A 14676-nucleotide genomic window follows, 5' to 3' on the forward strand; every position below is an offset into this window, starting at 1 on the left:
CGGAAAAGAACCAGATATTTCATTTGTCCCAACACCGGAAGATATCAGAGACAAGTATCAGTATTTCACAGAAGCACGTATGGAAAAACTTCGCTCTATCGGCTATAGTCTGGAATTTTTCAGTCTGGAAAAAGGAGTTGAAGATTACGTAAAAAACTATCTGGTACCGGGCAAATATTTATAAGGCCTCCTTTAAGCTCATTGAATTTCTTACACTCAGGCGGGAAGAAATTGCAGAAGCTATAATTGAAACTAAAAACACAGTCCCGAAAACAAGGAAAAAATCTGTCAGCTTGATCCCTACAGGATAAGCACTGATCATCAGATTGTTACCCGACATTTCGATAAAGCCAAACTGCTGCTGCAAAAGGATGAATATGAGTCCGGCTAACATCCCTGCCAAACAACCCAGCATAGAGATCATCATTCCCTCCAGAAAGAAGATGCCCTTAATAAGCCGGTTATTTGCCCCTAAACTGCTTAAAACAGCAATATCCTGTCGTTTATCAATAACCAGCATTGTCAGTGAACCGATAATATTAAATATAGCAATGATCAGTACAAAAGTCAGAATCAGAAATATGGCCCATTTTTCTGAATTGAGGATTTTATAAAGCAGTTCATTCTGCTGGCTGCGATTCCTGATTACAAAATCCCTGCCAAGCAATTCTTGCAGTTCAGACTGGAAGTTATCAACCAATACTCCGGGATGTGTATTGATCTCAATACTGGAAATCAGGGTGCTTTCGCCGAGCAGATTCCGCGCGAAACTCAGGGGCACAATCATGGTATTATCAAATTCCTGTTGTACAGAAAATACTCCTGAAGGATAAATAGAACCCACGCTAAACTCATCAGCAGGATTGATTGAATTAATAGCCCCCTTTCGCGGAGCATAAACATCTAAAGTCTGAAACTCATCATTAAGGTTCACCGAAAGATAATTCTGCAATGCGGCACCGATCACTGCATAGTCCTGTCCGCGGTTCCACAGCATAAAGCTGCCGCTTGAAATAACAGAATCCAATCCCGGTTTACCTTTTGTAAAACCCTCGCTTACTCCCTTAACCAGAGCAATAGACTGACTTTTCCCGTATCTGACCAGTGCTTTCTCCTGTAATACCTCAGTATAGCTGATTATTCTTCTGTCATTTTTCAATGTCTCAAACCGCGCGTCTGCAGGATCGAAAGTTTTGCCTTTAAGTGCCTCAATTCTTAACTCCGGACTGAATGTATTGTACATGGATAGTACAATATTCTCAAAACCATTGAATACAGAAAGGATAATGATCAGCGCCGCACTTCCTACAAAAACACCCAGCATTGAAATCCCCGAAATAAAGTTTATCGCATTGACAGACTTTTTAGAAAACAGGTACCTTTTTGCTATGTAATAGGAAGTGTTCAATTGATCTGTCTTTAACTCAGGAAGGGATTATGTTGTTTTTCAAAGCCGATACTGGTAGAAGGTCCGTGGCCCGGAAAGACCCTGACCTCATCGGGTAATGTAAACAGTTTTTCGCGGATGTTTGAGATCAGCAGATCAAAATTACCACCCGGAAGATCCGTACGGCCTATACTTCTGTAAAATAAAACATCACCACCAATGATAAACTGATCTTCTTTACTATAAAAACACAAATGTGCGGGCGAATGCCCTGGGGCAAAGATCAGATCCAGCTCTGAATTGCCAAATTTCACAGTTCCGCTTTCAGGTAAATAGACTTCGGGAAGCGGAGAAACATCATAACGAATTCCCATCTGGGGAGCATAGGATACCACAGAATTTATTACTGCCTGCTCGCCCTTATGAAACTGAGGTAATAAGCCATAAGTATCGAAAATAAATTTATTCCCGAGCACATGGTCTATATGGCAATGAGTATTCAGGAGCAATACCGGTTTAAGATCACTATCGGCAATGAATTTTAAAAATGCATTCTGCTCATCTCCGGTATACATTCCCGGGTCAATGATCACACATTCCCGACTTTCGTCGAAAAGTACATAAGTATTCTCCTGATAAGGATTAAAAGCAAAAGATTTGATCTGAATCATAATTACAAAAGTACCAAATTCCTGCCGTTCAAAGCGGATAAGACCCGCATATGCATTAATTCAGTACCGGATTCTTACGGCTTAATCTGTAAATCATCAGGGCAGCTCTCTGAATAAGCAGCGGAAACTCTTTCAGATTAATTACTTCGCCCGGTTTATGAGCACCGCCTCCGGAAGCACCCATTCCGTCCAGACTGTCTACGTATTTGGCAATATCAGAAATATCACCCGCACCACGCGCGCCCGGATCACCGGCTTTGGTTGCTCCGATACTCATATCCTGCGTAATACGGTCGAGATATTTAACAAGATTATAGTTTCCTTCCGTAGGTTCCATTGCAGGCAGACCGTCAGTGAATGAAATGCTGGCAGAAGTTCCGTTAAGGTTCTGAGATACGATAGCCTTCATCTTTTCTCTCGCCCTGTCTCTCTGAGCTTCTGAAATAAAACGAAGATCTCCGGCCACAAAAGCTGCCGGCGAAATTATATTGGTCTTACCGATAGCTTCCATCCTTGCATTGGCAGGATCAAGGCGGATCTCTGAGCCACCACTGATCAAACCAGGATTAAAAGTCAGGTATTTTTCATCCTTCAACTGAGTTCTGAACTCATTGATGATACGCGCAGCTTCATAAATAGCTCCATAACCTGCATTTTCGCTGAAGATTCCTGCCGAATGACCTGTTTTGGCCGTAACATTCAAAGTCCAGCCTCCGATACCTCTTCTGGCTACGGCAACGGTATTTAATCCCTGAGCACCTTCAAAGCCTAAAGCAATATCAGTTGTTTTTGCGCGCTCAATAAAATCCTTTCTGGCCACCTCATGCGGAGAACCCGAACTCTCCTCATCTCCGGTGAAATATGCAATAATTTGTGTGTTTTTTAATAAGCCCAGTTCATGTAATGCTTTCAGGGCAGATATCATAACCACATTACCGCCCTTCATATCGTTTACTCCCTGTCCGGTGGCGGTAGAGTCGTTCAGTTTCTGATAAGGACTAAATTCCATATCCAGCTCAAAAACCGTATCCAGATGCCCGATAAGAAACAGACGCTTTCCCTGAGTGCCTTTACGGCTTGCAACAAGATGCCCTGCACGGCGCAATGAATCAGGCAGATTAACCCATTCAGTAGTAAAACCCAGTTTGTCGAGCTCCCGGCGATAAACCGCTCCCACTTTCCTTACCCCATCCACATTCAGGGTTCCGCTATTGATATTGACTGATTCTATCAGCAGTTCTTCAGCTTCACCGTAATGGGCTTTTATATAATCAATGATCTTCTTTTCATCCTTGCTCAATTGAGCCGAGGCACTGTGTGCCAAAAGGAGAAATACAAGTAAATAAAGTAATTTCATCACTTTTTCCATTTAAATGTTTTAATCATTAAATCTATATCCTTTTTTACAAAATCCAATACCGGTTTTATAGAATCAAGCCGGGGCTGCTCATTAAAATACAAGGCTCCGCGAAGATAATTTTGTGTACTGTCTGTTAAAAAGAACTGAACAGAAGAAGCCGTATTGCCCTCAATCGAATAATAGATCCCATAAACCTTACGGTCAGGATAAGATATTACTGCCTCATCAATAGCAGTTGCTTTTACGGTATGTTTAAATGCAAAAGTACGGGCATCTTCAATCAGCTGATTAAATTGCTTTTCAGAATTTATGGGCTGATAACTTAAATGAATCCTGCCATTAAAACCCGGATAACTTACATCAAGCCAGCAGGGCTTTGCATCCCTGTTTTTATCAGGCTGTACCTGTGCATATACCGGATAATCAAAAGTATATGGACAATCGGAAGAATAAGTCTGATATTTTTTTTGGGGAAGATCTATCCTGAAATAACCACGGGGTTTAGGAGAGTAATCTGCAGAACAGGAAGCCAGGATAAAGCAAATAAATAAAAAAATATATTTAAAGTGCCTTATCATCAGCTATTCCATATTTCCCATGACTTTTCAGCCTGCAGATGAAGCATTTCCATACCGTTCTTGCATGCTGCACCCTGCGCTTTTCCCCTCTTCAAAAACTCTGTTTCTGCAGGGTTATAAACCAGGTCATAGAGTAAATGCTTAGCGCCAAGCATGTCATACGGAATATCAGCGCATTCCTCAATGTTTGGAAATGTTCCAAGTGGCGTTGTATTAACAATAAGAAAATACTCATTCATAATTTCAGAGCTAAGTTTCTTATAGGTTAATTGCTTCCCAACAGCCTTTCTTGATACCGTACGATAGGATATACCCAGTTTATTCAAAACATAGGCAACAGCTCTGGCAGCACCTCCGTTACCAAGAATCAGCGCCTTTTGATGATGCTTTTTTATTAATGGTTTTAATGATTCCTCAAAAGCAATTGCATCGGTATTGTATCCTTCCAGTCTGACATTCATTGATGAAAGTTCTCCGCTGAAAAAAGCCTCTACCGGCTGATGATTGACAATTTTAATACAATTTACCGCATCAATCTCTTTTGCAGCAGGATCGATCTTATCAAGATAGTACATTACCCCTATCTTATGAGGGACGGTTACGTTTAATCCGCAAAGCTCGGGAATTCCCTTAATCAGATCAGGCAGATCACTCAGATTTGGCAGCGGGTAAAGGTCGTACTGGTAATTATCAAGTTCTTCCTTCCCGAACTTTTCAGTAAAATATTTTTTTGAAAAAGAATGAGTAAGGGGATACCCTATGAGTCCGTATTTTTTCATTATTTATTCCTCCTTTTGAATCTGAGAAAACAGGTTAAAACCTATATTTCAAGATTCAAAAAATGATCGAAAGTGTCGCTTCTTAACCCAAGGCGTAATGTCTCAACAGGGATAACGTCAGCGGGAGCAATATTTCCAAGGTTGATATTTGAACCGATAAGCTTTATAAACCAAACCTGCTGTGCCTTCTGTGGAGCTTCCCAGATGATCGTTTCTGCAGGTATCTGAGTCAGAATTTCATCCACAAGTCCCTGTCTTACTTCTCCTGAATCCCTGTACAATCCAACATTGCCACTTTCTCTGGCCTCTGCAATTACTTTCCAGCTTCCTGCCTGAATCTCAGCCTGCATCAGACTAATCCATTTATATGGAGCAAATATCTTTGCTGCATCTTTTGAACCAACCTCAGAGATTACAGTAACCTGCTCACTAAGCTTGCTGATATATTCACATTTTTGCTCATGGGGGATCGTGATAGAACCATCAGAAACCTCTGCATACTGCATATCATATTTATCCAATACCCTGCGATAATCATCAAACTGATTTCTGATTACAAAAGCTTCGAAAAGAGTACCCCCAAAATATACCGGGATGTTTGCGTCGCGATACACCTTTAATTTATCCTCAAGATTTGGCGTAACATAAGATGTAGACCAACCTAATTTCACAATGTCGGTATGCGGACCTGCAACTTCCAGAAAATCTTCGATCTGTCGTACACTCAGGCCCTTATCCATAACCATGGTAAGCCCATTGAGGCGTGGTTTCTGGGTACGCTCAGGGATATTTTTTAAACTATAGTTCATCTGTATTTTTGTTCAATTGGATAAAGGATGAGCCCTGTTTTTTAATTATTCGCGAAGGAAAGCAGTCTCATATTTATTCTGCAAATCTCCAAAAAAAAATCAAATCCTAAAGACACAATTAATTAATTCACACTTAACGTGTATATCGGTTGATAATATCTACAATAACCTTGTTTTCATGAAGCTGGGGCAGATATTCAAATAAAATATGATGCTTTTCAGGATCTGCATTCAATGCGGTTTCAAGATACACCAATGCTTCACTGAACTGATGAGCGGCAAACAGGTAGGCTACCATTCTGTAATAAAGCTCTGCAGAATCGGGATTATTCTTGATACCATCTGAGATGATCTCAATGGCGCTGTCAAGCTTATCCTGCTCAAACAGGATAGAAGAATAATCAAGCCATGCCTCTATATCTACCGGATTAAGTTCCAGAACCTTTTCATAAGCCTTTTCAGATTCATCAAGCTGTTTCAGCTTATATTGAGCATCTGCAATCGCAAACCAGTAATCTGCATTTTTATCATCCAGATCCAGAGCCTTTTTATAAAAATACAGCGACTCAAAATATCTTTCTTCAAAATCAAGTGTCACTCCTATTCCAAACCAGGCATCTGATTGCAAAGGATCAATCTTAACCGCCTTTTTATAATAAGAACGTGCTTCATCCATCCTCTCCAGCTTTTCATAACACTCCCCAATTGCACAATAAGTATCCCCGCTTGGCGGTTCATATTCAAAAGTCTGTTTATAAACCTCAATGGCTTCAGTATATCGGTCCAGATGCACAAGGGCATTCCCTTTATTAAAATAAGCGGAGGCAAAATTATCCTTAATCAGAATAGCATAATCGTAGGCATCAATAGACTTCTCATAAAGATCCATCTTGTTGAAAGCATTCCCCAGATTATACCAGGCAGCATATGAATAAGGCTCATTATCAATATACTGCTCATAAAATTTAATACTTTCCTCCTGTTTATCCAGAACATCGTAGCAAAATGCAAGTTCATAAAGTGCATCCTGATTTTCCATATTCTGATGGAGACATTGCTTCAGATAAACCACTGCACTTTCATAATCGCCCATACTTTGATAAACATACGCGATATGTAATAAGATCTCATCGGTATTTTCGGCAAGTTCCAGAGCCTTTTCATAATTATCCAGAGCCTCCTGATGTCTTTCCATCCCCTCGTAAATATTAGCCCTGATTGTATAAATATCAGCATCGGAAGGCTCCAGTAATTCAGCTCTGCTAAGCGATCCAAAGGCCTGGTCGAACTGATTGGTGGCTACAAAAAGCTGTGCCTGCTTAATCGGAAATATTGCAGCAAAAGGATGCTGGCTTATTGCATATTCAACCACCTGCAATGCCTTTATCGGATCATTTTTCTCGATATAATACTCTATAATATTTTCGAATGCCTGGGCATCAAAAAAATACTGATCCTGATTACGGATCATTTCCTCATATCTTTCTACCGAAAATCTGGGATCTTCGGAAAAATCAAACTCAAAATCTTCTTCCATCCTGAAATAATATGATTAAGAACGTTCTTCCGGGCAAACCAATAATCTGCCTTATTCATGTCAATTTAAGGCAAATCGTGAAGTGATTTACTTTTATTTTTCCACATCCTGACAATAAAAAGCTAAATGGCTGAGTATAAATCAATAAAAGATGCTTCATTTGAGGAATCCATTGTGGATATCCTGCTCCGGGGAGAAATGCTTAACTTTATACAAAAGTACGAATTTTATGCAAACAGACATAATCCCGGTATTACAGCGCCTTGAAATCCAGACCATTAATGAAGCAGGAAGTACAGGAAAATTATGGTTCAGCAGGGGAAAACAGCATGAAAGAACAATTTTTTCTCCGGTTGACGGGAAAGAAATTGCCAGGGTAAAATTTGCCGCTGCAGATGATTTAGAGCAAACAGTGATTACAGCAGCAGCAGCGTTTAAGATATGGCGTACCTGGCCCGCTCCAAAAAGAGGAGAAGTAATCCGGCAGCTTGGCGATGCACTCAGGACAAAAAAGGAAGATCTGGGAAAACTGGTCAGCTATGAAATGGGCAAAAGCCTGCAGGAAGGCTATGGCGAGGTTCAGGAAATGATTGATATCTGCGATTTTGCTGTCGGCCTGTCACGTCAATTATACGGGCTCAGCATGCACTCCGAACGTCCATTACATCGCATGTATGAACAATGGCATCCATTGGGCATTGTTGGAATTATTTCAGCATTCAATTTTCCGGTGGCAGTATGGTCGTGGAATGCCGCTTTGGCTTTGGTTTGCGGAAACGTATGTATCTGGAAACCTTCTGAAAAAACCCCTCTGACGGCTATTGCCTGTCAGCATATCATTCAAAAAGTATTTGAAGCAAACAATGTTCCGGAAGGCGTTTCCTGTTTGATTACAGGCGATAAAGCTATAGGGGAACTGATGAGTCAGGATAAACGGATTGCACTGATCTCTGCAACCGGTTCAACCCGAATGGGTAAAGAAGTTGCTGCAGCTGTGGCAGCACGCCTCGGACGCAGTTTACTTGAACTTGGAGGAAATAATGCAATCATCATCTCCAAAGATGCTGATCTGGAAATGTCGCTTGTGGGTGCTGTTTTTGGAGCCGTTGGAACTGCCGGACAGAGATGTACCAGTACCAGAAGGCTGATTATCCATGAAAGTGTCTATGATCAGTTCCGCGATAAACTGGTAAATGCCTACAAACAGCTGAAGATTGGTAACCCGCTCGATCAGAATAATCATGTTGGTCCGCTGATTGATAAGGATGCTGTAAAAAACTATCTGAATTCAATAGAAAAGTGCAAAACTGAAGGTGGAAATTTTGTGGTAGAGGGTGGAGTACTTAAAGGTGATGGATACGAATCAGAATGTTATGTAAAACCCTGTATTGCTGAGGTAAAAAATGAATTCAGTATCGTTCAGCACGAAACTTTTGCACCCATACTGTATCTGATGAAATATAAGACCCTGGATGAAGCTATTGCCATGCAGAATGATGTTCCACAGGGACTATCATCAGCTATAATGACATTAAACCTAAGGGAAGCCGAGCAATTCCTTTCTGCTGCAGGGTCAGATTGCGGCATCGCCAATGTCAATATCGGCACATCGGGGGCTGAGATCGGTGGAGCTTTCGGAGGAGAAAAGGAAACCGGAGGGGGGCGTGAATCAGGGTCCGATGCCTGGAAATCTTATATGCGCCGGCAAACCAATACGATTAATTATTCTGATAAATTACCATTGGCTCAGGGAATAAAGTTTGATCTTTAAGGGTTATTTCAGCTTATCATCCAGTAAAAACAGAATATAAACTGCCTAAATCTAACTTACCAGCAGCTTATAGCCTTTTCCATGTACATTGATAATCTCCACTTTCGGATCTTCTTTCAGATATTTCCTCAACTTACTCAGAAAAACATCCATACTACGTCCGTTAAAATAGTTATCATCATGCCAGATCGTGATCAGGGCTTCCTCGCGGGTTAGTACTTCATTCTTTTTTAAGCATAAAAGCCTCAAAAGTTCAGCCTCTTTGGTAGAAACCTTTTGCTGAGAATTTTCGTTAATAATTAACTGTGCAGTATAATCAAATTTATACTTCCCGATTTCAAATTTTGCAGGCTGATCTGAGGCTTCAGTTTTGCCCGGATCTGAAACACGCTTAAACAAGGCATTAATTCTTAACAGGAGTTCCTCAATTCGAAATGGCTTTGTGATATAATCATCCCCTCCAAGATTATAGGCTTCGGCCTTATCCTCGATCATTGCCTTTGCCGTTGCAAAAATAATCGGCACATCTGGATTAAACTTACGAATCTCCTTAGCCAGTGTGAATCCATCCTTGCGCGGCATCATCACATCAAAAATGCACATATCAAAATGATCCTTGTTAAATGCCCTCAGCGCCTCTTCCCCATCCTGACATAAAACAACATTAAACTTACCTTTAAGCTGCAGGTAATCCTGCAATAACATCCCCAGATTCGGATCGTCTTCGGCTAATAATATTTTTTTCATATCAGTAATCTCAAATAGGGGAAATACCATTTTAAATTTATGAATTCAAGTCAAGCGGCAAACTGATTTCAAATTCTGAACCCTGATCTTTTTCACTTTTAACCCGGATATTCCCATTCAGGCGCTTTACGATATTATTTACGTAGCTCAGTCCAAGGCCAAACCCCTTTACATCATGCAAATTACCTGTTGGGATACGATAAAACTGGTCAAATATTTTTGAAAGCTGATCACGGCTCATTCCAATACCCTTGTCAGCCACTTTTATGATCAGATTCTTTCCTGAATTGAGGGTACTTAATTTAATCTGAGGGTTTTCGGGGCTGTATTTATTTGCGTTGTCGAGCAGATTAAAGATCACATTTGAAAGATGCAGCTCATCACCGATAACAACAGACTTTTCAGCCTTCAGTTCCAGTTCAATACTGGCATTGCGCTTCTGAAGCTGCAGCGACATGCTATCTACAATTGCGGCCAGAAGATCATTCATATTTACTTCCTTATGCTCGAGCTTAAGATCCCCCTTTTCAATTCTGGCAATGTTCAGCACCCTTTCAATATGATTCCCCAAACGAACATTCTCATCATAAATGATGGTAGCCAAACGGTCAATACGGCTCTTATCTGAGCTAAGGTCAGGATCTTTCAGGGCCTCACTGGCAATCATAATCGTTGCAACAGGAGTTTTAAACTCATGAGTCATATTATTGATAAAATCAGTCTTCATCTCCGATATCTTTTTCTGTCTCAGGATGGAATGAATGGTATAACCAAAGCTGAAAATCAGGATAAGCAATAAACCACCTGATAAGCCCATCATTGCCGTAAGATTAGAAAGGATAATATTATTTTTATCAGGGAAGGTGATCGTCAGCAAACCTGAATCCCTGATCATATCTTTTGGGAAAAGCGGGGTTTCATAACTGTTATCCGGTAAAAACTCTGTACGGTTTGATGCCCTGGTAAATATTACGGAATCCCTTTTTGCAGAAGTAAGCCTGAATTCAAAATCGCTGAAGATAGATAAATTCCTGAATTCCGCTCTAAGCATGGAGTCAAGGGTTTGGGGATGAACCCTCTTGTTTAAAGGCAGATTTACTTCACGATATTCCTTATAAAGATCCTTAAAAACATCCTCTTTATTACTTTGTCCTTCGGCAAAATACTGTTTAACTTTCAGTACCTTTTCCTCCTTTTCCGGATCAGGAGGGGTTTGATGTACAAAAGCTTTGATTTTAGGTCTTGGAACCGTTCTCAGAAATGCCCCCTCAACCGGATCAATAACAATATACTGGGTAACTGAATCAGACCGTGCCCCAACTTCTGCGTTAAGATGAGGCAGACGGTTTAAGGCTCTGGTTACTGTGCGACGGGTTTGCTCATGAATGCGGCCAAAATCATCTTCAAACTGCATCACATCTACCTGAAAATTATACTCAATATCTTTCAGATCAGCAGGAGTTATTGCATCATTAAAAGAAAATACATTGGGATATCTGGCTCTGATCAGACTATCCCTGATCTTAAATATACTGTCGGCTTTTCTCTGCTCATTTGCAAGGTAATAGGCATCAGAAAATTTTTTCTTTTTCAGGATGGGGAGAGAGACCGGTGCTGAAGCCGGAGGGGCCGGAGGAGCGGGTACAGAAACAAATTCTGCCTTTTTCTCCAGAAATGTATTGGCATCTTTCTTTGCCAGCCGTTCCACAACATTATTCATCGCCTCATGTACAGACTGATCAAACAGTTTTGACTGAAGCTGATAACTCTGTCTGAAAAAATACCATTGCATAGCCATCACACCTAATAGTGCAATAGTCATTAATCCAATAATCAAGCTGATACTTTTTCTTTTCACGACAATACAAAAGTACGTAACACTCTCTATGTCAATTTAGTTTTAACATATTTTAACAAAGCATTAACAAAATCGCATTAGCAGACCCCTTATTTTTGTTTCAGGCTAAAAAATAAATTAAAAATACGCTTTGATTCAGAGATAATTCCGGATCGGGATACCGATAATTTTTAAGTATAAACCTTTAGAAACCACCATGATTTTGCCAAAACCCGCAGGGATATGGTTATTAAATCATGATCGCCATGCCTGCGGCAGGCAGGTAGGTAGGTTCATCATCTTTAAAAAACAAATAATAAACAGATGAAAAAGTATATGTTAAACCCTCACCTCATGCTGATGAGCTTTTTTGTTCTCGTTCTTGCCGGTTCAAGCTCCACAGTAAAAGCACAGGACGAAAAAAAAATCGTCCGCAGTATAATTATTTCTGATGGAGATACCATTATCAACGGGAAGAAAATAAGTGAAGCTACCCGCGAAGAGCGCATAAAGCTTAAGAAAGAATTAAAAGAAATGGAAGATGGCATCCATGAGCATGCAAAACACGATAAGAAGGTAATAATAAAACGAAAAACCCCGGCTGATGAACCTGCCATAGCAAGGAATAACGATCATATGCACGAATTCAGATTTGAATTTGATGATAAAATGCCAGGAGGGAAACATTTATTCAGATTTGACTCAGACAGCATAATGTTAGGTATGAATCCGGATTCGATCATGAAGACATTACGTTTTAAATTAAACGGACTCGACAGTAATCTGAGAAATCGAATCATTACCATGCATAGGGACTTTGATATTGAAGGTCCGCAAATGTTTGTTACACCACGAACCCCGCGTCCTCCAATGCCTCCTGATGCTCCGGGTTTCTTTGAGCGTGGGCCACATTCCGGCATGGCAGACAAAAAAAACTCTTCTTCCTTCAATTATAATTATGTAGATAAAGACGGTATTCCAAGCCGCATGAGTATTCGCATCAGTGATGCCGAAAAAGAAAAACTAAAAGCCATAACAGGTTCAGAGAATACATCAGTTGATCTGGATGTAAAGGATCTTACATTATTTCCGAATTTTTCAAACGGCAAAGCCGGATTATCATTTAACCTGGATGGGCGCGGCACAACTAAAATAAAGATACTGAATTCAGACATGAAGGCTATTTTTACCGACGAGCAAGCCTCTTTTCAGGGGAATTATATGAAGCAAATTTCCTTACCTCAGAATGGGGTTTACTATATCACAATCAGTCAAAACTCAAAATGGTTTGTGAGGAAACTGATTAAAAACTAATTGTGTTTTGTTAGAAAGCAGAAAGCCCCGCCCATAAATGGGATCGGGGCTTCTGTTTTTTTTATTAGTTTTATTTATTACCGATTCAATAAGCTTCTTATTTATACAGGACCTCAATGGTTTGGCCTGTTTAAAAGATTTTAATTTCTTGGAATACTTAATATGCAACTGAAAATAGGATGAATATGCCGAATGACTTCTCAGATACAACAGTAAGGATTAAAAACTGGGTAAGTTTGTATTCAGATACAATGTACACCTGGGCATATTACAAAACCGGGAATAAAGAAAGTGCCGAAGATCTGGTACAGGATACATTTCTGTCAGCCTGTCAGTCAATTCACGCTTTTGAAGGCCGAAGCGACCCTAAAACCTGGTTATTGGGGATCTTAAAAAATAAAATTGCCGAACATTTCAGAAAAATTTATAGAAGTCCGGTATTAGCTGAGAATCCGGAAACTAAGCACAAGACTAACGAATGGCTTAATAATTTTTTCGATGAGGATGGAAGCTGGAATAAAGACCAGTGCCCGTCTGAATGGATAATGGAAAGTGAAAACCCTCTGGATAATGCAGAATTTCTAAGTGTTATGCAGGACTGTATGGGTAAATTACCTCCAAACTGGAACGCTGCCATTCAATTAAAGTATCTGGAAGAAAGAAAGGGCGATCTTATTTGTCAGGAATTGCAGATAAGCCCGACTAATTTCTGGCAAATGTTACACAGAGCCAAACTGCAACTCAGGAGATGCCTGGAAATCCACTGGTTTAAAAAATTGTAAGATGATAAAGATAATACACCTGTTTATGCTTTCGTGTAAAAAAGCGACCGAACTAATTGAGAAAAAGTCTGTATTACCACTTTCATTAAAGGAAAAAATACAATTATATATGCACAAAAGTATGTGTGATGCATGTACTGCCTATGAAAAACACAGTGAAAAAATTGATGAATTAATTCATAATCATATCCATTCGGAACACCGCGAAGTAATCCATAATAATGAGTTAAAGGAAAAAATAATCAGCAAACTGCCTTAAGTGAGAAGCTATTGTAAACACTTTGAGTAAAGAACTGAATTTTACTGTAACGGATTGACATTTAAAATTTTCTTCGGACTGAAAGACAGCACAAATCAAAATGAAACTAACACGCAACATCGACAAATTAGGAACAGGCGGACTTTTCCTGACCGCAATACTTTCACCCTGCTGTTTTCCTCTATTTGCATTTGCAGGTTCAGCAATAGGGTTTGGCAGTGCCGAACTTTTTGGCATCTGGACAATATGGATTTTTCAGGCTATGGTTTTAATTACAATTGGCGGACTTTACATTTCGTATCGCAGGCACCGTGGTATAAATCCATTAATACTTGCTATTCTGAGCGGACTTCTGATTTTTTACGCTTATCACTTTGATAACACAGACTATTGGACCTACTATCTTTACGCAGGTATGTTTGGCCTTCTCATCGCAACAATCCAGAATTACAGACGAAATAAAATGCAGGGAACCTGTGATACTTGTACGACTTATAATGGCAAACCCGTTGAGTTACAATCAACACTGACTTGTCCGGACTGCGGGCATAAAAAAACTGAAATAATGCCGACAGATTCCTGTGTATATTTTTATGAATGTGAACAATGTAAAACACAACTTAAACCATTACAAGGTGACTGCTGTGTTTATTGTAGTTACGGATCCGTTAAATGCCCTCCTATTCAGACAGGAGAAAATTGCTGCTGATTGGGCAGAATATCTGACCATTCGGGAAAAGGCAAATCAATCATTCTTATTCATATTTCAGAGTGGAGTGACTTGACCAGATTACGTTCTGATTTTTTTCATTTCATAATCAGCTGGGCAGGTAAAGGCAATGCAC

Annotated in this window: 15 protein-coding genes and 2 pseudogenes; 8 read left to right on the forward strand and 9 right to left on the reverse strand. The window is 40.0% G+C overall.

Translation table 11 applies throughout. From position 1 onward, the window contains the following. Positions 1-184, forward strand: a pseudogene (locus tag P2W72_RS06890) (ADP-L-glycero-D-mannoheptose-6-epimerase); the annotation flags it as partial. Here P2W72_RS06890 and P2W72_RS06895 read toward each other — a convergent pair. The 7 genes from P2W72_RS06895 to P2W72_RS06925 all read right to left on the reverse strand — a co-directional run bounded on the left by P2W72_RS06895 (position 179) and on the right by P2W72_RS06925 (position 7121). Continuing rightward, positions 179-1408, reverse strand: a complete 1230-nt coding sequence (locus P2W72_RS06895; protein ID WP_276360258.1) for an FtsX-like permease family protein — start codon at positions 1406-1408, stop codon at positions 179-181. The pseudogene P2W72_RS06890 and the gene P2W72_RS06895 sit on opposite strands and share 6 nt — an antisense overlap. An 11-nt stretch (positions 1409-1419) precedes the next feature. Beyond that, positions 1420-2058 carry an MBL fold metallo-hydrolase gene (locus tag P2W72_RS06900; protein WP_276360259.1) on the reverse strand — a complete coding sequence of 213 codons (639 nt, stop codon included), beginning with the start codon at positions 2056-2058 and terminating at the stop codon, positions 1420-1422. Positions 2059-2113: 55 nt separating this feature from the next. Then, positions 2114-3427, reverse strand: a complete 1314-nt coding sequence (locus tag P2W72_RS06905; RefSeq protein WP_276360260.1) for a M20/M25/M40 family metallo-hydrolase — start codon at positions 3425-3427, stop codon at positions 2114-2116. Further along, positions 3415-3996: a gliding motility lipoprotein GldD gene (gene gldD, locus P2W72_RS06910; protein WP_276360261.1), complete on the reverse strand. Its 582-nt coding sequence runs from the start codon at positions 3994-3996 to the stop codon at positions 3415-3417. The genes P2W72_RS06905 and gldD overlap by 13 nt, the downstream gene beginning before the upstream one ends. After that, entirely contained in the window at positions 3996-4775 is a 780-nt protein-coding gene (locus P2W72_RS06915) for a shikimate dehydrogenase (protein WP_276360262.1), read from the reverse strand. The genes gldD and P2W72_RS06915 overlap by 1 nt, the downstream gene beginning before the upstream one ends. 41 nt (positions 4776-4816) lie before the next feature. After that, positions 4817-5584 carry a phosphosulfolactate synthase gene (locus P2W72_RS06920; RefSeq protein ID WP_276360263.1) on the reverse strand — a complete coding sequence of 256 codons (768 nt, stop codon included), beginning with the start codon at positions 5582-5584 and terminating at the stop codon, positions 4817-4819. A 133-nt stretch (positions 5585-5717) separates the two neighbouring features. Next, positions 5718-7121, reverse strand: coding sequence for a tetratricopeptide repeat protein (locus P2W72_RS06925; RefSeq protein ID WP_276360264.1), 1404 nt, complete (start codon positions 7119-7121; stop codon positions 5718-5720). Between the two features lie 126 nt (positions 7122-7247). Here P2W72_RS06925 and P2W72_RS06930 point away from each other — a divergent pair, with 126 nt between their 5' ends. Together P2W72_RS06930 and P2W72_RS06935 are read left to right on the forward strand one after the other, a co-directional pair. After that, the gene (locus P2W72_RS06930) at positions 7248-7388 is read left to right on the forward strand and encodes a hypothetical protein (RefSeq protein ID WP_276360265.1); all 141 of its coding nucleotides are present in this window, start codon (positions 7248-7250) and stop codon (positions 7386-7388) included. Continuing rightward, positions 7351-8892, forward strand: coding sequence for an aldehyde dehydrogenase family protein (locus tag P2W72_RS06935; protein ID WP_276360266.1), 1542 nt, complete (start codon positions 7351-7353; stop codon positions 8890-8892). Before P2W72_RS06930 ends, P2W72_RS06935 begins: the two co-directional genes overlap by 38 nt. A 51-nt stretch (positions 8893-8943) precedes the next feature. Here P2W72_RS06935 and P2W72_RS06940 read toward each other — a convergent pair whose 3' ends face one another. Together P2W72_RS06940 and P2W72_RS06945 are read right to left on the reverse strand one after the other, a co-directional pair. Next, positions 8944-9639, reverse strand: a complete 696-nt coding sequence (locus P2W72_RS06940; RefSeq protein ID WP_276360267.1) for a response regulator transcription factor — start codon at positions 9637-9639, stop codon at positions 8944-8946. A 37-nt stretch (positions 9640-9676) separates the two neighbouring features. Next, positions 9677-11497: a HAMP domain-containing sensor histidine kinase gene (locus P2W72_RS06945; protein WP_276360268.1), complete on the reverse strand. Its 1821-nt coding sequence runs from the start codon at positions 11495-11497 to the stop codon at positions 9677-9679. Positions 11498-11800: 303 nt separating this feature from the next. Here P2W72_RS06945 and P2W72_RS06950 point away from each other — a divergent pair, with 303 nt between their 5' ends. The 5 genes and pseudogenes from P2W72_RS06950 to P2W72_RS06970 all read left to right on the forward strand — a co-directional run bounded on the left by P2W72_RS06950 (position 11801) and on the right by P2W72_RS06970 (position 14540). Next, positions 11801-12790: a T9SS type A sorting domain-containing protein gene (locus P2W72_RS06950; protein WP_276360269.1), complete on the forward strand. Its 990-nt coding sequence runs from the start codon at positions 11801-11803 to the stop codon at positions 12788-12790. A gap of 179 nt (positions 12791-12969) precedes the next feature. Then, the gene (locus P2W72_RS06955; protein WP_276360271.1) at positions 12970-13572 is read left to right on the forward strand and encodes a sigma-70 family RNA polymerase sigma factor; all 603 of its coding nucleotides are present in this window, start codon (positions 12970-12972) and stop codon (positions 13570-13572) included. Position 13573: 1 nt separating this feature from the next. Then, the gene (locus tag P2W72_RS06960) at positions 13574-13831 is read left to right on the forward strand and encodes a hypothetical protein (protein ID WP_276360272.1); all 258 of its coding nucleotides are present in this window, start codon (positions 13574-13576) and stop codon (positions 13829-13831) included. A gap of 100 nt (positions 13832-13931) precedes the next feature. Beyond that, positions 13932-14273, forward strand: a pseudogene (locus tag P2W72_RS06965) (MerC domain-containing protein); the annotation flags it as partial. Positions 14274-14294: 21 nt separating this feature from the next. Then, positions 14295-14540: a GDCCVxC domain-containing (seleno)protein gene (locus tag P2W72_RS06970; protein WP_276360335.1), complete on the forward strand. Its 246-nt coding sequence runs from the start codon at positions 14295-14297 to the stop codon at positions 14538-14540. Positions 14541-14676: the final 136 nt, after the last annotated feature.

The sequence above is a fragment of the Daejeonella sp. H1SJ63 genome, assembly GCF_029360775.1.
Lineage (GTDB): Bacteria > Bacteroidota > Bacteroidia > Sphingobacteriales > Sphingobacteriaceae > Daejeonella.